At 72.4% G+C, this 19,940-nt stretch carries 17 protein-coding genes; 15 read left to right on the forward strand and 2 right to left on the reverse strand.

Annotation, left to right across the window (positions count from 1 at the left end; genetic code table 11):
• Window positions 1-568: 568 nt before the first annotated feature.
• Window positions 569-1,636 (reverse strand): BMP family ABC transporter substrate-binding protein, encoded by a 1,068-nt coding sequence (locus ABEB28_RS02215; RefSeq protein ID WP_345726238.1) that lies wholly within the window; start codon window positions 1,634-1,636, stop codon window positions 569-571.
• 444 nt (window positions 1,637-2,080) lie between these two features.
• On the opposite strand from ABEB28_RS02215, the gene ABEB28_RS02220 reads away from it, so the two are divergent.
• From ABEB28_RS02220 to ABEB28_RS02235, 4 genes are read left to right on the forward strand one after another with little or no spacing between them, the layout of a single operon-like run.
• Window positions 2,081-3,148 carry a zinc-binding dehydrogenase gene (locus ABEB28_RS02220; RefSeq protein WP_345726239.1) on the forward strand — a complete coding sequence of 356 codons (1,068 nt, stop codon included), beginning with the start codon at window positions 2,081-2,083 and terminating at the stop codon, window positions 3,146-3,148.
• Window positions 3,145-4,197: a methyltransferase gene (locus ABEB28_RS02225; RefSeq protein WP_345726240.1), complete on the forward strand. Its 1,053-nt coding sequence runs from the start codon at window positions 3,145-3,147 to the stop codon at window positions 4,195-4,197. The genes ABEB28_RS02220 and ABEB28_RS02225 overlap by 4 nt, the downstream gene beginning before the upstream one ends.
• Window positions 4,184-5,587 carry an amidohydrolase family protein gene (locus ABEB28_RS02230; protein WP_345726241.1) on the forward strand — a complete coding sequence of 468 codons (1,404 nt, stop codon included), beginning with the start codon at window positions 4,184-4,186 and terminating at the stop codon, window positions 5,585-5,587. The genes ABEB28_RS02225 and ABEB28_RS02230 overlap by 14 nt, the downstream gene beginning before the upstream one ends.
• A 12-nt stretch (window positions 5,588-5,599) precedes the next feature.
• A complete protein-coding gene (locus tag ABEB28_RS02235) occupies window positions 5,600-6,067 on the forward strand; it encodes a VOC family protein (RefSeq protein WP_345726242.1) in 468 nt (155 codons plus the stop codon).
• Window positions 6,068-6,147: 80 nt separating this feature from the next.
• On the opposite strand, the gene ABEB28_RS02240 is transcribed toward ABEB28_RS02235, so the two are convergent.
• Complete coding sequence (locus tag ABEB28_RS02240; RefSeq protein WP_345726243.1) at window positions 6,148-7,032, reverse strand: SDR family NAD(P)-dependent oxidoreductase; 885 nt, start codon at window positions 7,030-7,032, stop codon at window positions 6,148-6,150.
• 56 nt (window positions 7,033-7,088) lie between these two features.
• Between ABEB28_RS02240 and ABEB28_RS02245 the strand changes: the two genes are divergently transcribed.
• The 11 genes from ABEB28_RS02245 to ABEB28_RS02295 form a co-directional block, all read left to right on the forward strand.
• Window positions 7,089-7,502, forward strand: coding sequence for a MerR family transcriptional regulator (locus tag ABEB28_RS02245; RefSeq protein ID WP_345726244.1), 414 nt, complete (start codon window positions 7,089-7,091; stop codon window positions 7,500-7,502).
• Window positions 7,503-7,748: 246 nt separating this feature from the next.
• Window positions 7,749-8,795 carry an LLM class flavin-dependent oxidoreductase gene (locus tag ABEB28_RS02250; RefSeq protein ID WP_345726245.1) on the forward strand — a complete coding sequence of 349 codons (1,047 nt, stop codon included), beginning with the start codon at window positions 7,749-7,751 and terminating at the stop codon, window positions 8,793-8,795.
• A gap of 64 nt (window positions 8,796-8,859) precedes the next feature.
• Window positions 8,860-10,461, forward strand: a complete 1,602-nt coding sequence (locus ABEB28_RS02255; protein ID WP_345726246.1) for a thiamine pyrophosphate-dependent enzyme — start codon at window positions 8,860-8,862, stop codon at window positions 10,459-10,461.
• A gap of 36 nt (window positions 10,462-10,497) precedes the next feature.
• Window positions 10,498-11,958 (forward strand): aldehyde dehydrogenase family protein, encoded by a 1,461-nt coding sequence (locus ABEB28_RS02260; RefSeq protein WP_345726247.1) that lies wholly within the window; start codon window positions 10,498-10,500, stop codon window positions 11,956-11,958.
• Between the two features lie 7 nt (window positions 11,959-11,965).
• Window positions 11,966-13,168 carry an Ldh family oxidoreductase gene (locus ABEB28_RS02265; protein WP_345726248.1) on the forward strand — a complete coding sequence of 401 codons (1,203 nt, stop codon included), beginning with the start codon at window positions 11,966-11,968 and terminating at the stop codon, window positions 13,166-13,168.
• Window positions 13,169-13,177: 9 nt separating this feature from the next.
• Window positions 13,178-13,987, forward strand: a complete 810-nt coding sequence (locus tag ABEB28_RS02270; protein WP_345726249.1) for an enoyl-CoA hydratase/isomerase family protein — start codon at window positions 13,178-13,180, stop codon at window positions 13,985-13,987.
• Between the two features lie 2 nt (window positions 13,988-13,989).
• Window positions 13,990-14,988 (forward strand): acyl-CoA dehydrogenase family protein, encoded by a 999-nt coding sequence (locus tag ABEB28_RS02275; protein ID WP_345726250.1) that lies wholly within the window; start codon window positions 13,990-13,992, stop codon window positions 14,986-14,988.
• On the forward strand, window positions 14,988-16,145 hold the full coding sequence (locus tag ABEB28_RS02280) for an acyl-CoA dehydrogenase family protein (RefSeq protein ID WP_345726251.1): 1,158 nt from the start codon (window positions 14,988-14,990) through the stop codon (window positions 16,143-16,145). Before ABEB28_RS02275 ends, ABEB28_RS02280 begins: the two co-directional genes overlap by 1 nt.
• Before the next feature lie 24 nt (window positions 16,146-16,169).
• On the forward strand, window positions 16,170-17,810 hold the full coding sequence (locus tag ABEB28_RS02285) for an AMP-binding protein (protein WP_345726252.1): 1,641 nt from the start codon (window positions 16,170-16,172) through the stop codon (window positions 17,808-17,810).
• Entirely contained in the window at window positions 17,810-19,024 is a 1,215-nt protein-coding gene (locus tag ABEB28_RS02290; RefSeq protein ID WP_345726254.1) for an acyl-CoA dehydrogenase family protein, read from the forward strand. The genes ABEB28_RS02285 and ABEB28_RS02290 overlap by 1 nt, the downstream gene beginning before the upstream one ends.
• The coding region (locus tag ABEB28_RS02295; RefSeq protein WP_345726255.1) for an acyl-CoA dehydrogenase family protein at window positions 19,021-19,940 on the forward strand (920 nt) is incomplete at its 3' end. The genes ABEB28_RS02290 and ABEB28_RS02295, both read left to right, overlap by 4 nt.

Raw genomic sequence — 19,940 nt, forward strand, 5'->3', positions numbered from 1 at the left:
CCCACCGCCCTAACCACAGGCCGGAAGCAGCCGAGCGGCGCGCCCGCTCGGCGCGCCGGCATGTCCAGCAGCTGGTCGCGGCGCAGCCCAGTCCGGGTGCGGCCCGCTTCGGCCCGTCCGGCGCGGCGCGGTCCGCCTCGGTCCCCCGGCTGGCGCCTCGGGTCCCGCCCGGCTGACGCCGCGGACCGTCCGGTTGGCGGCCCCGTGCACCGTCCGACCGGCGGCCCCGCCGGCGCGGGGAGTGTCCGTTTTCGGTGTAACTGGCCTGGTCGGCTAGTTAGTGGCGTTGGCGGTGATCCGGCCTTCGAAGGTGATCGCGAAGCCGCCGCGGGTTCGCCGCCGCACTGGCGACGAGAGAACTCGCTGGGGCATGCGGCGGTGGCGGCATGACTGGCGCGCAAGGTCCGTGCGGTCATGCCCGAGCGGGTGTCCCGGGCGGAGGCGATCTTGTTTCCGTGGCTCTGCGATTTCCACCACCACCGGGACCAACCCGCCCGCTGACCGACCGGGACACGGCCGGTCGGTCAGCGGCATGCGTGGCGATTCGCGGACAGTACGTGGGACAGGCTCAGCTGCCGAGCTTCGCCACCTCGGTGTCGACATCGATCTTGCCGCTGCCGACGTCCTTGATGAACGTCTCCAGGGCGGTGTTCTGCGCCGGGGTGCCACCGCAGATCTTCACGGTCGGGACCGGGTCCTTGCCGAGGTGCCATTCGCGGGCGACGCCCATCTTCAGCTCGCCGTCGGCGAAGTCCTGCAGGCCTGCGGCGAAGTACTCACCCGGGTCGAAGATCGAGGAGACCTGGAACTTCGGACTGGTCGAATCGCATCGGTCGGTGCCGGGCGTCGAGAGGATGAGGTCCTTGGTGTTGCCGAACTTCGCCACCTCGTCGGTCGCGCCGCCCAGGTAGGGGTAGAGCGCTTTGACGCCCTGGTTTACCTGGGCCTGCGCGGCTTCCTTGGCTTTGCCGGAGTCGTTGAAGTCGCCGGTGTACGTGGTGACCAGCGTGGCCTCCGGGATGACCGTGCGGATGCCGGCCTTGAACGCCTTGGCAGCCTGGACGGAGAAGTCAGCCTCAGGACCGGTGACGTACCCGGCCTTGGTGTAGCCCTTCTCCTTCATCAGCAGGCCGTTGGCGTAGCCGGTGGCGAAGATGACCTCGTTGATGAAGTCCCGGGAGATCGTGATCTTCGGTGTCTGCTCGAGGTCCTGCTGCGCGGGGACGTACCACGCCGTCTTCCCGCAGACCGTCTCCTCGGACGCCCCGAGCGCGTCCTTCAGCTCGCTGGCCCCGAGTGCGACCATGTCGACCTTCTGGCGACAGAGGTTGCGGGCCTGGTTGAGTGCGTCGGCCTGGTTGACCGAGCCGACCTTGATCAGCTGCCAGCCCTGCTTGTCGGTGAACGCCTGCGCCTTGGTGACGAAGCTTTCGTAGTAGCCGTTGTCGTTGAGGTCGCCGGGGCTGAGTACGCCGATGATGACCTTGCCGTCGCCGTTGACGTCCGGGCCGGCGGCGTCGCCCGCGGTGGACGACGGGGAGGTAGTGGCGGCGGTGTCGTTCGGCGTGGTGCAGCCCGCGAGCGGCACGACGAGACAGACCGCAACGGCGGCCGTCCGCAGGGAGAGGCGTCTCATTACTGCTCCATGGGGGTTGAGGAGAGCTCCGCGAATCGATTGACGTGGGGGAGCGTCCGCAGCCGTCGGGTCGCGGAGCTGGTGTCCACGCCACGTCCTCGCTGATCAGCGAGAGCCCAGATCGGGGTTCCGCGGTCAGGCCAGCGTCACCTCGGGATATTCCAACCGCGTTTCTCTTGAGTCAAGAGACGATGTCGCGCAATGCGAAACGCGAAGCGGAGTATTCAGCACTTATCCGGCCCGATTGTCGCGCATCGCAGTATGGCGTCGCGCATTCCGTTGACACGCCGTCGATTCGCTGCCTACTCTCGCCGCGACGCGAGTAGGCAACAGACTCGCCCGTCCGCGGCGTCCACAGGGTCCACTGTGGCGGCGCACTCCCCGTTGCAGGCCGGTTCGGCGTGCAACCGCTCCGGCATCGAATCGGAGCGAACGGAGCGGATGATGCGAGCGGTTCGTCACCACGTCCATGGCGGTCCCGAAACCCTGGTTGTCGACGACCTTCCCGTGCCCGAACCGGGTCCCGGTGAGGCTCTGATCCGCGTCGAGGCGTGCTCGCTGAATCACCTCGATGTACTGCAGCGGCGTGGACCGGCGTTGATCCCGGGATTTCGGCTTCCGCACACGGCGGGAATGGACGTCGCCGGCGTAGTTGAAGCACTCGGTGTTGAGGCACGCGGTGGCGAGGCGGTGCGCGAGCCCAGCTCCGCGCCTGCTGTCGTCCCCGGCACGCGCGTCGTGGTGAATCCGGCGGTGCCGTGCGACGCCTGTCCGACCTGTCGCTCCGGTCACGACGGTCACTGCCCGAACGCCGCCGTCATCGGCGGAACCCTCCCGGGTGGATACGCCGACTACGTCGTCGCGCCGGTGGCGAACCTGCATCCGGTTCCGGAGGGCCGCGACCTGGTGGAAGCGGCCGTGCTGCCGACGATCTGGATGACCGCACACCACGCGTTACACGTGACCGGCCGAGCCGCTGCGGGCGAGACGGTCCTCATCCACGCCGGGAGCAGCGGCGTGAGCACCGCGGCGATCCAGCTCGCCTGCGCGGCCGGCCTTCGAGTCATCTCGACGGTGGGACGGCCGGAGAAGGCGGACTACGTCCGCGGGCTCGGTGCCGAGGTCGTGATCGACACGTCCAGTGAGGACGTCGTAGCGGTGGTGCGCGAGGCGACCGGCGGGCGTGGCGTCGACCTCGTGCTCGACCACGTCGGTCCGGCGACCTGGGCCGTCGGCGTCTACAGTCTCGCGCCGCGCGGTCGGCTGGTGTTCTTCGGGAACACGACGGGCAATGTCGTCGAGACCGACATCGTGTACGCCTACCACTTCGGCCTGCAGCTGCTGGGGTCCGACCCGTACGACCGCGCGGAGTTCGCGCCCGTGCTCGATCGCTATTGGAACAGCGATTTCACGACGCCGATCGACAGTGAGTTCGCGCTGACCGACGCCCGCGCGGCGCAGGAACATCTGGAGTCGCGCCGCGCCACCGGCAAGATCGTGCTGCGGCCATGACCGAGCGTTCGCGCGAGGTCCAGCAAGCGGAGTCGGGCCCCGCTCCGGTGTGGGACGTGATCAACGGCTTCGCGGCCTACTGGGCGCTGCACGCCGCGATCGATCTCGGCCTCTTCGCACAGCTGGCAGACGGCCCGGCTACCGGTACCGAACTCGCGGACGCGCTCGGCGTCCACGACCCGGCCGACCTGACGCTGCTCGCACAGCTGCTCGCGGCCAAGGGGTTGCTCGAGACCGACGGCGAGCGGTGGCGCAACTCCGTGGTGTCGGAGCGCTTCCTCGTGCCGTCCTCGCCGCAGACCATGGTCGAGCTGGTCCGGCACTCTCCCGGGCCGCAGGTGGGGTGGCCCGCTCTCGCCGCCACCCTGCGGAAGGGACGTCCGGCCCGGCAGGTGTCCGACGCCCTGAACGCGCTCTATCCGGAGCTGGTCGCGGCGACCGCCGCGACGCAGGCCGCCGTCGCGAGCGGTGTCGCGACCGAGCTGCGCACCAGCGGCCGCTGGGACGGCACCGGACTGATCGTCGACCTCGGCTGCGGATCGGGCGCCTGGCTGCACCGCCTGCTCGAGGCCGCCCCGCACGCGAAAGCGCTCGGAGTCGACCTGCCGCACGTGTTGCCCGCCGCCCGTGATCGGCTCGCCGGTCGCGACGTCACGCTGGTCGGGGGCGACTACCTCGACGTCGACCTCCCACCGCGCGGAGCGTCCGTCGTGATCCTGGCCCACGTGCTGCGCGCCGAATCCGCCCCGCGAGCCGAGGCGCTCGTCGGCCGCGCCCTGGACCTGTTGGCCGAGGACGGCGTGCTCCTCGTCGCCGACTACTTCCGCCCGCCGGACGGTGCACCGACCGACACCTACGCATCCGCCGCCCACGACCTCACGCTCGCCTTGACCATGCGCGCCTCGACGCTCGGCCGCGGGCTGAGCGAGCCGACCCTCGCCGCTTGGTGCGCCGTCCGCGGAGCCGGCACCAGCGCGGTCGTGGAGCCGGTGCCCCGCCAACGCGTCCACCTCATCACGCTTTCGGAGGTACCCGATGACCGATCTTGAACGTGCCGACACGCTAATCGTCCAGACGACCGTCGTCAGCATGAACGACGAGCGCCAGGTGATCACCGACGCCGCGGTAGCGATCAAAGACGGCCAGATCGCGGCCGTCGGCAAGACGGCCGACGTGGAGGCGGCGTGGCGCACTGAAAGCACTGCCGACGTCGTCGACGGACGCCGCTTCGTCGTGACCCCGGGCCTGATCAACACGCACGTCCACGCGACCGGCGAGCCGCTGACCCGGGGCTTCGTGCCGGACGACACCCCGTTCATCGAGAATGTCTTCGAGTGGCTCACACCGATCCACACCTACTACTCCGAGGAGGACGAGCACATCTCGGCGCAGCTCGCCGCGCTCGAGATGCTCAAGTCGGGTACCACGACGTTCCTCGAAGCGGGCACCGTGCGCTTCATCGACCCCGTCGTGGAGGGCCTCGGCGAGATCGGGATCCGGGCCCGGGTCGGCCCCTGGGCGTGGGATCTCGTCCAGGACTACGACGTGCTGCGGATGGACACCGACACCGCCATCGCGACGCTCGAAGACTCGATGAACCGGCATGCGTCGAGCTACGACGGACGGATCCAGGCCTGGCCGATCATCATCGGGCACACCTGCTGCAGCGACGAGCTGTGGCAGGCCGCGAAACAACTCTCGGTACAGCACGGCACCGGGCTGAGCTTCCACATGTCGCCGGCGGCGATGGATCCCGAGGGCTTCCTGGCGAAGTTCGGGCAGCGGCCGATGGTGCACTTGGCGGAGCTCGGCGTCCTCGGTGACAACGTCATCCTCACCCACGCCGTTCACGTCGACGACGAAGAGATCGCGCTGCTGGCCAGCACCGGCACGAGCGTCTCGCACTGCCCGACGACCGCCCTCAAGGTCTCCTACGGCGTGACGCAGATCGGCAAGTTCCCGGAGATGGCGGCGGCCGGCATCAACGTCGCCATCGGCACCGACGGCAACAACGCCTCGAACTACCACGACCTGATGCGCGCGACGTATCTTGTGGCGGGCCTGTTCAAGGACGCGCGGCGCGACGCCACCATGTTCCCCGCGGAGACGGCCTTCGCGATGGCGACGCGCAACGGCGCCCGCGGCCTGCAGGAAGCCGACCGGCTCGGCTCGATCGAGGTCGGCAAGCAGGCCGACCTCGTGCTGCACGACACCGATCGTCCGGAGTGGCGTCCGCTGCACAACGTCGCGAACCAGCTGGTCTGGTCGGCCGACGGCCGCGGCGTGCACACCGTCTTCGTCGGCGGGCGCCGCGTCGTCGAGAACTACCGCTGCACGACGCTCGACGAGTTCGACCTGCTCGAGCGCGCTCAGAAGGCCGGCGACGGAATTCGTCGCCGTTCCGGACTCCCCGACCGGGCCAAGTGGCCCACCATCTGAAAGGAACCAGTCATGGCTGAACTGACCGAACCGCGCTGGACCCACGTCGCCCTGCCCGTCACCGACCTGGAGCGCTCGATCGAGTTCTACACCACGGTCACCCCGCTGGTGCTGGTCACCCGCAACGTGGACGACAACGGGCAGGGCGCTTGGCTGTCGAACAAGAATCAGGTCGACTCGCCGTTCGTGCTCGTGCTGGCCGAGTTCAAGCCGGAGATCGGAAAGAACTTCGGCATCGAGCCCGGACAGAAGGCGACGACGCTCGCGCCGTTCGCGCACATCGGCATCGAGATGCCGAACCGGGAGGACATCGACCGGATCGCCGACAAGGCGCGGGAGGCCGGCGCGCTCCGCTGGGAGCCGCGGGACATGGCCGCGCACATCGGATACATCTGCGCGGTGAACGACCCCGACGGCAACACCATCGAGTTCTCGCACAACCAGAAGGTGTTCTCGACGATCCAGGAGCTCTGGGGCTGAGGGCCCGCGACCGCCGGTCACCGCCCGGCACCCCCGCGGGGGTGCCGGGCCGCGCCGCGCCCCGCCGTGACCCGGGCGGCCTACCGGAGATCGTGGCCGGTCGCCTCCACCGAGTACTGCCACAGTCGCTCCGCCTCGGCGTCCTCGTGGGGATACGGCTCGGCCTCGCCGCAGTCGACGCAGTAGGCGCCGCCCCTCGTCGCGCGCGTCGCCGCCCAGACGGGAGTTGCGGCGCCCTGCTCCGGGGTGCGGAACAGGCCCGGCACCGGTTCGCCGGCGGCGTCCAGCCAGCCCGCCGCGATCATCTCGTCCATCGGAAGGTGTCGCTGCAGCGGCGTCAGGATGTAGCCCGGGCTGGCGGAGAACGCGCGGACGCCGTGGGCCACGCCGAGCTGGTCGAGCCGGTGCGCGAAGAGCACGTTGGCGAGCTTGGACTGCCCGTAGGCGGCCCACTTGTCGTAGCCGCTCGCGAAATGCACGTCGTGCCAGCGGATGCGGTCGTCGGGCGCGCGTCCGGAGGCGACCGCGACCACCCGGGCCGTCGGCGCCGGTAGCAGCGCGGGCCACAGGGCGCAGACGAGCGCGAAGTGCCCCAGATGGTTGACCGCGAACTGAGCTTCCCAGCCCGGCCCGACACGCGTTTCGGGGCACGCCATGATCGCGGCGCCCGCCACGAGCAGATCCAGGGTTCCGTGTGACCGGACGTAGCTGTCGGCGAACGCGTCGACCGTGGCGAGGTCGGCGAGATCCATCGGGACGACGTCGGCCACCGGGCCGAGCGCACGGCGGGCCACGTCCGGGCGGCGGGCCGGGACGACGACCCGCGCACCGGCGCGGTGGAGCGCACGGCTGATCTCGAGGCCGATACCCGAGTAGCCACCGGTGACGACGGCGGTGCGGCCGGAGAGGTCGACGCCGTGCAGGACGTCGTCGGCGGTGGGCAACGTGGATGAGGAGGTCGTCATGGCGGCGGACGCTAGGTGCTAGACCGTGGTCTAGGTCAACTGGCTAGGGTCGGGCCATGACGTCCACGGGTCTGAGCATCGGCGAGGTCGCCCGGCGCACCGGGCTCAGCGTGCACGCCCTGCGCCTGTACGAGCGGGCGGGTGTGCTCACCGGCCCGGTGCAGCGCGACGCCGCGGGACGGCGCGTCTACCGCGAGTGGGACGTGGCGTGGCTCGGCAACTGCGTACTCTTTCGCGCCACGGGGATGCCGCTGGCCGCGCTCGCCGAACTGGCCCGGCTGGTCGGGGAAGGGCCCGGCAACGAAGCGGCTCGGCTGAAGCTGCTGCGCGCGCACCAGGAACGCGTCGCCGACCAGATGGCGCGGCTGACCGAGTGCCGCGTGCTGATCGACGCCAAGGTCACGGCGTACGAAGCGCACCTGGCGCACGGATCGTCGGGCGATCCCTGGCAGCCCGCACCGGCGGTCTGACCAGCGTCCCGGCGAGGCGGGACAGCCGGCGGGAGGGCCGGGCGACGGCCATCGCCGCGCCATCCGCCGGCCTGTGCTCACGCCGCGACGCGGATCCACCGCGCCGCCACCCGGCCGCGGGCGGCACCGGACGAAAAACTGGTTTCAGATTCTGCTTTCTGCCGGACGCCACCCGGGCGGCGCCCGTAGGCTCCGCAGCGACGGCAGAGTAGCCGCTCCTCGACGAGAGGTGGGTGCAGTCGCCCTATGGCCGAACCGCTGATCTCGGTGGGTCTACCCCCCAGTTCCCGCATCGTCGAGTACGCCCGGGCCGCCGAGCGGCTGGGCTACCACCGCGTCTGGGTGTTCGACTCGCCCGCCCTCTACGGCGACCTGTGGATCGCGCTGGCCCGCATCGCGGAAGGGACCGAGCGTATCCGGTTCGGCGCCGGCGTCGCGGTGCCCAGCCTGCGGCATCCGATGGTCACCGCGGCCGCGATCGCGACCGTCGAGGAGCTCGCGCCCGGTCGGCTGGTGACCGCGTTCGGCACCGGCTTCACCGCCCGGCGGACGCTCGGGCAGAAGGCGATGCGCTGGGCCGAGCTGGCCACCTACGTACGGCAGGTGCGGACGCTGCTCGACGGCGGCGTCACCGAGATCGATGGGCAGCCGTGCCAAATGCTGCACCCGCCGGGCTGGGCGCCGGAGCGGCCGATCCGGTCTCCGCTCTGGGCCGCGCCGGGTGGTCCGAAGGGGTTCGCGACCGCCCGGGAGCTGGACGTGGACGGCATCGCGCTGATGATGCCGCCGGGCGAGGACGTCAGCGAGTGGCCGGCCAGCGCGTTGCTGATCAACGGCACGGTGGTGCGACCGGGGGAGGACCACACGAGCCCTCGCCTGGTGGAGGCGGCCGGCCCGTGGTTCGCGACCGTGTTCCACGGCGTCTGGGAGCTGTTCCCGGACGCGCTGGACGGCGTGCCCGGGGGAGCGGCCTGGCGGGACGCGATGCTCGCGGCGCGGCCCGAGGCCGAGCGGCATCTGGCCGTGCACGAGGGGCACGGGATGGTCCTGACCGACCGGGATCGGGCCGCGATCGCGGAGGCGGGTCCGGCGATCCTGGGTGGCGGCTGGACCGGGGACGCCGCGGCGATCCGCGCACGGCTGCGCGAAGTGGGTGACACCGGGATCGGTGAGGTCATCTTCACCGCAGCCGGCCCCGACATCCTCGACGAGCTGGCGGCGTTCGCCGCCGCGACGGGCGCCTCCGCGAGCTCCGGCGAGCCCACCGATGCGCAAGCGCCCGCCGGTCGCTGACCGTGATGAGCACCGAGCCGGCTTCCGCGTCCGCGTATGTTGTAATGTATATTCTATGCAACAGGTGAGCGGGGTTGGAGAAGCCGAGCAGCTGACCGGCGGCCAGGCGCTGGCCGGGCAGCTCGTCGCCGAGGGCGTCGAGGTGGTCTTCGGCTTACCGGGTGACCAGCTGATGGCGGCCCTCGACGCGTTCGTCGACGCCCCGGAGCTGCGGTACGTCGTCACCCGGCACGAGCAGGCCACCACGTACATGGCCGACGGGTACGCCCGCACCTCCGGGCGGCCGGGGGTCGCGATGGTGGTTCCCGGCGTCGGCGTCTACAACGCCGCGACCGGGCTGGCGACGGCCTACGCTTGCTCGTCGCCGGTGCTGCTGCTGGCCGGTCAGGTCAACCGGGCCGGCATCGGCAAGGACCTGGGCCTGCTCCACGACGTCCACGACCAGCTGGAGATCGTCCGGCCGATCACGAAGTGGGCCCGGCGGATCACCGACGCGGGCGACGTCGCGGCCGGCGTCGCCGAGGCGTTCACCCGGATGACGTCGGGCCGGCCCCGCCCGGTGGAGGTGGAGATCCCACCCGAGACGTTCGCCGAGAAGACCACGGCCGGGGTCACCGCGCCGGTGCGGGTGCCGCGCCAGGCCGCCGCCGACACCCAGGTCGCCGCCGCGGCCGCGCTGCTGCGCACGGCGTCCGCCCCGGTGATCGTCGCCGGAGGCGGCGTCGTCCTCGGAGACGCGTCGGCCGCGCTGACCGCGGTCGCCGAACTCCTGCAGGCGCCGGTCGTCACCACCCGGGAGGGCAAGGGAGCGATCGACGACCGGCACCCGCTGTCGGTCGGCACCGCCTGGGTCAACCCGCGGATGCGCCCGGTGCTGGGCGTCGCGGACGTCGTGCTGGCGGTCGGCACCCGGGGCGCGGGCCTCGGGCTACAGGAGAACCAGCAGCTGATCCACGTCGACGTCGACGCCGCCCAGATCGGCCGGAACCACCCGGCGGCCGTGGCGGTCGCCGGGGACGCCGCGCTCACGCTGGAGGCGCTCGCCGGTCAGCTCCGCCGCCGGGACGACCGGACCGCGGAGATCCGGGCCATGCGGGCCACCGCCGAGCGAGAGCTCGCCGCCGTCGGCCCGCAGTGGGAGATGGTCCAGGCTCTGCGCCGGGGCATCCCGGAGGACGGCATCCTGGTCTGCGACACGACGAGCGTCGCCTACATGTGCCACATGGGCTACCCGGTGTACGCGCCGCGGACCTACCTCTCCACCTCCTACATGGGAACGCTCGGCTTCGGCTATCCGGCGTCGCTCGGCGTCAAGGTCGCCGCGCCGGACCGGCCGGTCGTCACCGTGACCGGCGACGGCGGGTTCCTGTTCGCGTCCAACGAGCTGGCGACCGCGGTGCAGCACGGCATCCACACGGTCACCGTGGTCTTCGACGACGGCGCGTACGGCAACTCCAACCGGGACCAGCGCGACCGGTTCGGTGGCCGAGAGTACGGCACGGTCCTGCGCAACCCCGACTGGGTCGCGCTCGCCCGGGCGTTCGGCGCCGACGGAATGGTGGTCCGCGACCTGGCCCACCTCCCCGGCGCGCTGACCGAAGCGCTCGCCACCGAGGCGTCGACGGTGATCGCGGTCCCGATGGACCGGCTGCCGTCCCCGTTCTGAGCACGGAGACGTTCTGAGCACGGAGAGAGGAGTCCGATGGCCGTCGACGTCGATCGGCACGAGCGTCTGGCCGCCGAGGTGCTACCGCAGACCGGCCTGCTCGTCGGCGACGCGTGGCTGCGCGCGGGCAGCGGCGGGGAGTACGTCCACGTCGACGCCGCGACCGGGCGTGGGCAGGCCACCGTGCCGCTGGCCGGCGCCGCCGAGGTCGACGCCGCGGTGGCGGCGGCACGGGACGCGTTCCCCCGCTGGCGCGGTCTCCGTCCGGACGAGCGCCGCACGTTACTGCTCCGGTTCGCCGGCCTGATCCGGGAGCGGGCCGAGACGATCGGCCAGGTCCTCACGCTGGAGTGCGGCTCACCGATCCTCGGCGCCACCGCGCTACCGGCGCGCGCGGCCGACTACCTCGAGTACTACGCCGGGCTGGCGGACAAGATCGAGGGCAGCGTGATCCCGATCTTCCCGGAGCGGGCGTTCGACTACACGCTGCCGGAGCCGTACGGCGTCATCGCGGTCGTCTCGACCTGGAACGGTGGGATCTCTGCGCTGGCCAGGAAGGCCGGAGCCGCGCTGGCCGCGGGCAACACGGTCGTCGCCAAGGCGATGGAGCTGGCCCCGTTCAGCGCGGTGATCTTCGGCGAGCTCGCCCTGGAGGCGGGTCTCCCGCCGGGCGTCGTCAACGTCCTGCCGGGCGGCGTCGAGGCGGGCCAGGCACTGGTAGCGCACCCCGGCATCGACAAGATCAGCTTCACCGGCGGCGTCGACGCCGCTCGCCAGATCCTGGTCGCCGCAGCTGCGCACATCACCCCGGTGGTGCTGGAGCTCGGCGGCAAGTCCGGCAACCTGGTCTTCCCCGACGCCGATCTGGACGCCGCCGGTGCGTTCGCCGGCGTCGCCTGCATGCGCAACTCCGGCCAAGGCTGCGTGATGCCGACCCGGCTGATCGTCCACTCGTCGATCCACGACCAGATCGTCGAGAAGGCGCTGGCCTCGATCGCCGCGATGCCGATCGGGGATCCACTGGACCCGGCGACCGCGTTCGGGCCGGTGGTGTCGTCGCGGCACGCGGACCGGATCCTCGGGATGGTGTCGGCGACCAAGGGTGAGCTGCTCACCGGTGGTCACCGGCTCGACGAACCCGGCTTCTACGTCGCGCCCACCGTCGTCGATCGGGTCGCGGTGGACGACCCGCTGGCGCAGGAGGAAGTGTTCGGCCCGGTCCTGACGGTGCTGACGTTCGACGACGAGGACGAGGCGATCGCGCTCGCCAACGCGACGCCGTACGGGCTGGCCGGGTACGTGCACACGACCGACCTAGCGCGCGCGCACCGCGTCGCCGCCGCGCTGGACGCCGGTTACATCTCGCTCAACGGGTTCGCGGCACTGCCCGCGGGCGCCCCGTTCGGCGGCTTCGGCCGCAGTGGTTACGGCAAGGAGGGCGGCCGCGAAGGGCTCGCCGAGTTCGTCCGTACGAAGAACGTGTACCTGCCGCTGTGAGGAAGCCATGACCGAGACCGTTCCCGTGGAACGCCTGCACACGCTGCTCGCCGACATCCTGGAAGGACTCGGCGCGAGCCGTGCCTACGCCGACACGGTGGCCACGCTGCTGGTCGAGGCCGACCTGCGGGGCGTCGACTCGCACGGGGCCCACCTGATCGCGCTCTACGCCCAGCGGGTGCGCAGCGGGCACATCGACCCGTCGGCCAAACCGCGGATCGTCGAGGACCACGGATCGACGCTGGTGCTCGACGCGGGCCTCGGTTTCGGGCAGATCGCCGGGCTCGCCGCCGTGCACCACGCGATCGACCTCTCCGAGGAGTACGGCGTGGCCGCGGTCGCGGTGCGCGAGGGCACCCACCTCGGCGCGCTCGCGGCCTACACCGAGCGGGTCGCCCGAGCCGGCCGCATCTGCCTCTGCTTCCAGAACGGGCCGACGTTCGTGCCCCCGTTCGGCGGCATCGACCAGCTGTTCTCCACCAACCCGCTGTCGTACGCGATCCCGACCGGCGAGGAGCCGACGATCGTGTTCGACATCGCCACGACCACGGTCGCGGGCAACAAGCTGCTGCTGGCTCAGAAACGCGGGGATTCCTCCATCCCGGAGGGCTGGGCGACGGACGTCAACGGCGTGCCGACGACGGACCCGGCCGCGGCGTCCGTCCGGCACCTGCAGTGGTTCGGCGGCCACAAGGGTTACGGGCTCGCGCTGCTGGTGGAGGTGCTCGCCGGCGTGCTGACCGGCAGCAGCTTCGGCCGCACCGAGCACACCCGGTCGTCCGCGCACGGCGCCGACCGGGTCGCCAAGGGCTTCCTGTTCCTCGCGGTCGACCCGGCGCGGTTCCTGCCGCTGGCCGACTTCCGCGCGCGGGTGGACACGCTGATCCGCGACGTCCGCGCGTCCCGGCCCGCCGAGGGCGTCGAGCGGGTGCTCGTGCCCGGCGAGCTGGAGCACGAGCGCAGGCAGCAGCGCCGCCGCGACGGCATTCCACTGCCGGACGCGCTCCGCGCCGAGCTCGACCGGTACGCGTCCGAGGTCGGCGTCCCGGGCCTCGCCGACCGTGCCGACGCAGCCCGTGCCGACGCAGCCCGTGCCGACGCAGCCCCTGCCGACGCAGCCCGTGCCGACGAAGGCCGCGCCGAGGAGCCGCGGGCCCGCGTCGAGGGAGACGACCGGACCGACCGCACCACGACCGCCCCGACGCCCTGAGAGGTCGAGATGTCAGACCGCTACGACTTCACCTACTTCCGGACCGAGCTCCGGCCGCCCGGCATCCTCTGGGTGACGCTCGACCGCCCGGAGCGTCGCAACGCGCTCACCCCGGAGATGCACGACGAGATCGCGCCGCTGTTCGCGCGGATCGCCACCGACCGCGAGGTGCGCGTCGTGGTGCTGACCGGCGCCGGGGACAAGGCGTTCTGCGTCGGGGCGGACTTCAGCGGCATGCAGGACAACCTGGACGCCGGCGCGTACGAGGACGGACACCCGGCGTTGATGCACGGGTCGGTGGCGGTCGTCCGCGGGCAGCTCGCGGTGCCGCAGCCGATGATCGCGGTGATCAACGGCGACGCGCTCGGCCTCGGCGCCACGATGGCCCTGTTCTGCGACATCACGCTGATGGCCGACGGTGCCCGGATCGGCGATCCGCACGTCAAGGCCGGCCTGGTCGCCGGCGACGGCGGCACCGTGCTGTGGCCGCTGATGCTCGGCCTCAACCGGGGCAAGGAGTACCTCTTCACCGGCGACCTGATGACCGCCGCGGAGGCCGCGGGCTACGGCCTGGTCAACCACGTCTACCCGGCGGCCGAGCTGACCGCCGAGGCCACCAAGCTCGCCGAGCGGATCGCGACCGGACCCGCCGTCGCGATCCAGTTCAACAAGCGGCTGGCCAACGCCGACCTCGTCGACCGGGTCAACCGGGTGCTGGACGCGTCGCTGGCGATGGAGGCGCTGACGTTCGAGACCGCGGACCACCGCGAAGCCGTCCGTGCCTTCTTGGAGAAGCGTCCCCCGAAGTTCGGGGAGTGAGCGTGGACCTCCGGCTCACCCCCGATCAGGAGACGCTGCGCGAGGCGTTCGGCGACCTGTTCGCCAAGGAAGCGACGCCCGCCCGGATCCGGGCCGCCGAGCCCGTCGGCCACGACGCGGAGCTCTGGCGCACGCTGGTGGCCGCTGGCGTCCCGCTGATGGGGGTGCCCGAGGCGCACGGTGGCGGCGGGGCGACGCTCGCCGACCTGGTCGTCGTCGTGCGCGAGGCCGGGCGTCGGCTGGCCCCGGTGCCGCTGGTGGAGGCGTGCGTCGCCGCGCGGCTGCTGAGCCGGGTTCCGGCCGGTGCCGCGCTACTGGAGCGGGTCGGCAGCGGTGCGGTGCTGCCGACCCTCGTACTGCACCCCGGGGCCGGCGAGGTCGCCCGGCTGGTGCCGGCCGGTGCCGTCGCCGACGCGGTGGTCGCGCTCCGCGGCGACGACCTGGTGCTGGTGGAGCGGGAGCCGGACGGCGTGGCGCCGCCCACCCTGGGCTGCCAGCCGCTCGCCGACGTGCCGCTCGCCGGAGCGACCGAGCTCGCGCAGGGTGCCGCGGCCCGCGACCTGCACGCCGCGGCGGTGACCGAGTGGACGCTGCTCACCGCCGCTCTACTGGACGGCCTGCGCGCCGAGGCGCTCCGGATCGCCGTCGAGTACGTCACCGAGCGGCACGCGTTCGGCGTCCCGATCGGCTGGTTCCAGACCGTGGCCCACCGGCTGGCGGACGCGGTGACCGCGGGCGAGGGCGCCGAGCTGCTCGTCCACGAGGCGGCGTGGGCGCTCGACGGCGACCGGCCCCGCGCCGCCGCCCTGGCGTCGATGGCGTTCCTGCACGCCGCCGCGGTGGCGTTCGAGACCGCCCGGGCCGGGCTGCAGTTCCACGGCGGCTACGGCTACACGCTGGAGTACGACATCCAGCTCTACCTGCGCCGGGCGAAGGCCTGGCCGCTGGCGGCGGGCGCGCCCCGTCACCTCTACCGGACCCTGGCCCGGGAGGTGTTCTGATGGACTTCACCCCGCACGACGCGCTCGCCGAACACCGGGACGCCGCCCGGCGGTGGGCGGCCGACCACCTGCGCCCCGAGTGGGTCGCCGACGAGCGCCTCGGTGGCCTCCACCATCACGCGGAGCTGCACCGGATCCTCGCCGCGCACGGTCTGCTGGCCGCCGGATGGCCGCCCGAGTACGGCGGGTCCGACGTCGACCAGGGTTTCGCGGACGCGGTGTTCGAGGAGATCCACGACTACGGCCTGGCGCAGGACGGCTGGATCACGACCTGGATGGTGCTGCACACGCTGCTGCGGACCGGCACCGAGGAGCAGAAGCGGACGATCGTCCCGGCGGCGCTGCGCGGCGAGGTGATCATCGCGCTGGGGTACACCGAGCCCGGCTGCGGCTCGGACATGGCCGCCGCGCGGACCCGCGCCGTCCGTGACGGTTCCGACTGGATCATCGACGGCGCCAAGATGTTCACCAGCACCGCCGACCAGGCGACCCACGTCTTCCTGCTCACCCGCACCGACCCGGACAAGCCGAAACACCGCGGGCTGACGTTCTTCCTGGTGCCGCTGGACGCGGACGGCGTCGAGATCCAGCCGGTGCACACGGTCGGCGGTCAGCGGACCAACGCCACGTTCTACTCAAGCGTACGGGTGTCGGACTCGGCGCGCGTCGGCGAGGTCGACGGCGGCTGGGACGTCGTCCGGATCGCGATGGTGTTCGAGCGCGGCACGCGCAACGGGAACCACCGGCCGGGCCTGCTCGACCGGGTCGCGGCCTGGGCGGGGGAAGCGGAGCTGCTGGACGATCCGGACGTGGCCGAGCAGCTGGCGCGCCTGGCCATCGACGAGGAGGTCGCGCGGCTGCTCACCGTCCGGGCGGAGTGGATTACCCGGGACGGCGGCCTGCCGGGCGTCGAGGGATCGATGGCCAAGCTATACACCAGCGAGGCGGCCCAGCGGCAGCACGCCGCGCTGCTCGACCTGATCGGGCCGGAGGCGGTCCTCGACCAGCGCGCGCCGGACGCGCCGCTCGCCGGGGAGGTCGAGTTCGCGTTCCGCAACAGCCTCGTCGACACGATCTACGGCGGCACCAGCGAGATCATGCGCGAGATCATCGCCGCCGGTCGCCTGGGACTGCCCCGTAGCCGTCCCACGCAGTAGCCCTCGACCACCCAAGGAGCGATGATGCTCGACCGCAGCATTCTCCCGCCGCACGCGGTGGCCCGGTGGGCCGCGCGGACCCCGGACACGGTGGCCGTCGCGCACGTGGACGGTCGCGGCCTCACCTACGCCCAGCTGCACGCGGATGCGCAGGCCTGGGCGGGCGCCCTGCGCGGGCTCGGCGTCGAGGCGGGGACGCACGTCGCGACGTTGCTGCCGAACGGGTTCCTCAGCCACCGGACGCTGCTGGCGCTCGGTTGGCTGCGGGCGGTGGAGGTGCCGCTGAACACCGCGTACGTCGGCGCGATCCTGCGGCACGCGCTCACGCTGTCCGAGGCCCGGTTCTTGCTCACGACGTCCGAGTTGCTGGCCCAGGTCCAGCCGCTGCTGACCGAGCTGCCCCACCTGCGCACGATCGTCCTGCTGGACGCTCCTGCCGGGGACCAGGCGGCGATTGTCGGGAAGACCACCTCTGAAACGACCGGGAGGGGTGGCCTTCCCGAAAACTCGCCGGAGGCGGTTGTGGTGGGGGGTGACGCGTTCGCGGCCGCGGCAGCGGCGCAGGCGGACGGAGCGTTCGACGGGCCGGACGTGTGGGACATCGCGTCGCTGCTGTTCACCTCCGGCACGACCGGTCCGTCGAAGGCCGTGATCACGCCTTGGGGGCTGGCTCTCCAGATGTGGTCGTGGGTGCCGGACGACACGATCGGCCCGGGGGAGGGGATCTACAACCCGCTCCCGCTGTTCCACAACTCGGGCCGCTCCGGTTTCGCGTACGCGATGAACCGCGGCGCCCGGTTCGTCATCCGCGACCGCTTCAGCGCGACGACGTTCTGGGACGACGTGCGGGCCGCCGACTGCCGGGCGGCGGCGCTGGTCGGCCCGATGACCGCGCTGCTCTGGGGCGCCTCGCCGGGGCCGGACGATGCGGACAACCCGCTGCGCAGCGTCATCCTCGGCCCGATGATCCCGGAGATGGAAGCGTTCGAGAAGCGTTTCGGCGTCCGGGTAGCGACCTGCTACGGCCAGACCGAGGTCGGCGCGCCGATCGTGTCGGGATGGGACCACGGGCCGTGGGAGGCCACCGGCCGGGCCCGGACCAGCTATCCGTGGCCGGAGATCCGGCTGGTGGACGCGCACGACGAGCCGGTCGGTGACGGTGAGGTCGGCGAACTGGTCGTGCGCAGCGCCGAGCCGTGGGCGCTCAACCTCGGCTACTACAACATGCCCGAGGAGTCGATGCGGGCCTGGCGCAACGGGTGGTTCCACACCGGCGACATGTTCCGTCGGGACGCCGAGGGCTGGTACACGTTCTTCGACCGGCGGAAGGACGTGCTGCGCCGCCGGGGGGAGAACATCTCCTCGTTCGAGGTCGAGCGCGGCGTCGGGGAGCACCCCGCCGTCGTCGAGTGCGTCGCCGTCGGGGTGCCCTCCGGCGTGGGCGACGACGAAGTGCTCGCCGCGGTGATCGTCAACGACCCGGCGTTCCAGCCCTCGGATCTGGTCACCTTCCTCACCGGACGGATGCCGGCGTTCATGATCCCGCGCTACGTCCGGGTGCTGGACGACTTCCCGCGGAACAGCACCACCGGGCGCGTCCGCAAGGACGAGTTGCGAGCCCTGGTCGTCGACGACCGCGGCTGGGACCGGCTCGGTGGTGCCTGATGCACCCGGACTCCCCGGCACCCGGTGGAAGCGTGGTCGGCTCGGACGCCTGGGGGCTGGGCGCGGACGTGGCGGCGTTCGGCGCGCGGGTGCGCGCCTTCCTGGACCGCGAGCTGGCTCCGGCGGCCGAGCAGGGGGATCCGCGTGATCTGACCGGTCTGTCCGAGGAGTTCGAGCGCGAGCTGTCGCGGCGGGCCGGCGCGGAAGGGCTGCTGGGCTCCGCGGTGGGGGAGGAGCACGGCGGTCCCGGCCGCACCGCGCGGCACCAGGCTGTCTTCGACTATCTCGCCGCTGCGCACGACGCCCCGCTGATCGACACCGCCCTGACGCTCGCCGGTCATCCGCTGCTGCACGACGGCAGCGCCGACCAGCAGGCCTACTTCCTGCCCCGGATGCTGCGCGGCGAGCTGCTGATGTGCGTCGCCTACACCGAGGCGGAGGCCGGCACCGACCTGCGAGCGATCACGACGACCGCGGCGCGCGACGGTGACGGCTACCGGCTCACCGGGACGAAGACGCTGGTCACCGGCGCGCACAAGGCCGATTGGTGCGTGACGATCGCCCGGACCGACGAACGTCCGGGGTCGATGACGATGTTCCTGGTCGAGCTGGCCGCGCCGGGCGTGACCGTCCGCCGCCGCCCGACGATGAACGGCTGGACGCTCGACGAGATCGACTTCGACGGCGTTCGGCTGGAGCTCGGCACCGTACTCGGGCAGCCGGGCGGCGCCTGGCGGCAGCTGATCGCGGCGGTGCAGTCCGAGCGGTCCGGGCTGTTCTACCTCGGCTTCGCCCGGCACGTCCTCGACCTGTTGATCAGCTACGTCCGCACGACCGAGCGGGACGGCCGCCCGCTCGCCGAGGATCCGCTCGTCCGAGAAGCGGTGGCCGCGCTGGAGATCGACGTCGAGGCGGGCTCGCTGCTCGCCGCCGGGGCGGTGGCAGAGCCTGGCTCGGTGCTCCCTTCGATGGCGAAGGTGTTCGGGACCGAGCTGCTGCAGCGGCTCGCCCAGACCGCCACCGAGATCGCCGGACACGCCGGAACGGTCTGGGCCGCACCGTACGGAGACGCACCACCGCACGGGGCCGCGGGCGGCCGGTTCGCCTGGGAGTACCTGGAGCGCGTTCACGGGACGATCGGCGCCGGAGCGAACGAGATCCTGCGCGACGGCATCGCGGAGTTCGGGCTCGGCCTGCCCCGGGAGCGGCGATGACCGCGCCGCCGCGGCCCGGCCCGAACGCCGTCTCCGCGCCGCCTCCGGCCGCCGAGGCGCTGGCGGTGCTGGACCGACCAGCGGATCCAGCCGCGATCCTCGCGCTCGCGGAGTCCGAGCCCGGCTACGACGTCGAATGGTGGCGGGACGCGCTACGCGCCGGACTGTTCTCCGGCGGGCTGCCGGGAGGAAGCGGCGGGTTCGCCGCCACGGTGGACCACCTCCGCCGGCTCGCCGGTGCGGCGGTGCCGTCCCCGGTCCACAACGGCCTGGTCCAGAGCGGGGCGCTGCTCGCCGCGCTGGGGGAGCGGGAGCACCTACGGATGTTGCTGGCCGGTGAGCGCCGGTACGCGTTCTGTCTCACCGAGCCGGACGGCGGCTCCGCGTCCGGCAGCGGGCGGACGCGCGCCGCGCCGGACGGACGGATCGATGGCGTGAAGTGCTACGTGCCCTACGCCGGGGACGCCGACGTGCTGCTCGTCGTCGCCCGTACCGAGCACGGGCCCGGGGTGTTCGCGGTCGACGCGACCACGCCGGGGGTCACGCTGGAGCCGATCCCGACGATCGGCCTCGACCGCCAGTGCGCGGTCCACTTCGACGCCGCGGCCGCGACACCGCTCGGCGGCGCGCTCTCCGGTGAGGCCGCGGCGGCACTGGACGCGGCGAGGGCCCGCGGTGTGCTCGCCCTCGCCGCGGACGCGCTCGGTGCCGCCGAGGCCGCGCTGCGGTACACCGTCGAGCGGGTCACCACCCGGGTCCAGCAGGGCAGTCCGCTCGGTGCCCGGCAGGCGGTCAAGCACCGCTGCGCGGACATGCTGCTCGACGTGACGCTGGTCCGCGGCGTGGCCGAGCGCGCCGCCCGGCTCGTCGACGAGCGTGCCCCGGCGGACGACGTCCGGCGGGCGGCGGCCGTCGC

The organism is Cryptosporangium minutisporangium (assembly GCF_039536245.1).
GTDB classification, from domain to species: Bacteria; Actinomycetota; Actinomycetes; order Mycobacteriales; family Cryptosporangiaceae; genus Cryptosporangium; species Cryptosporangium minutisporangium.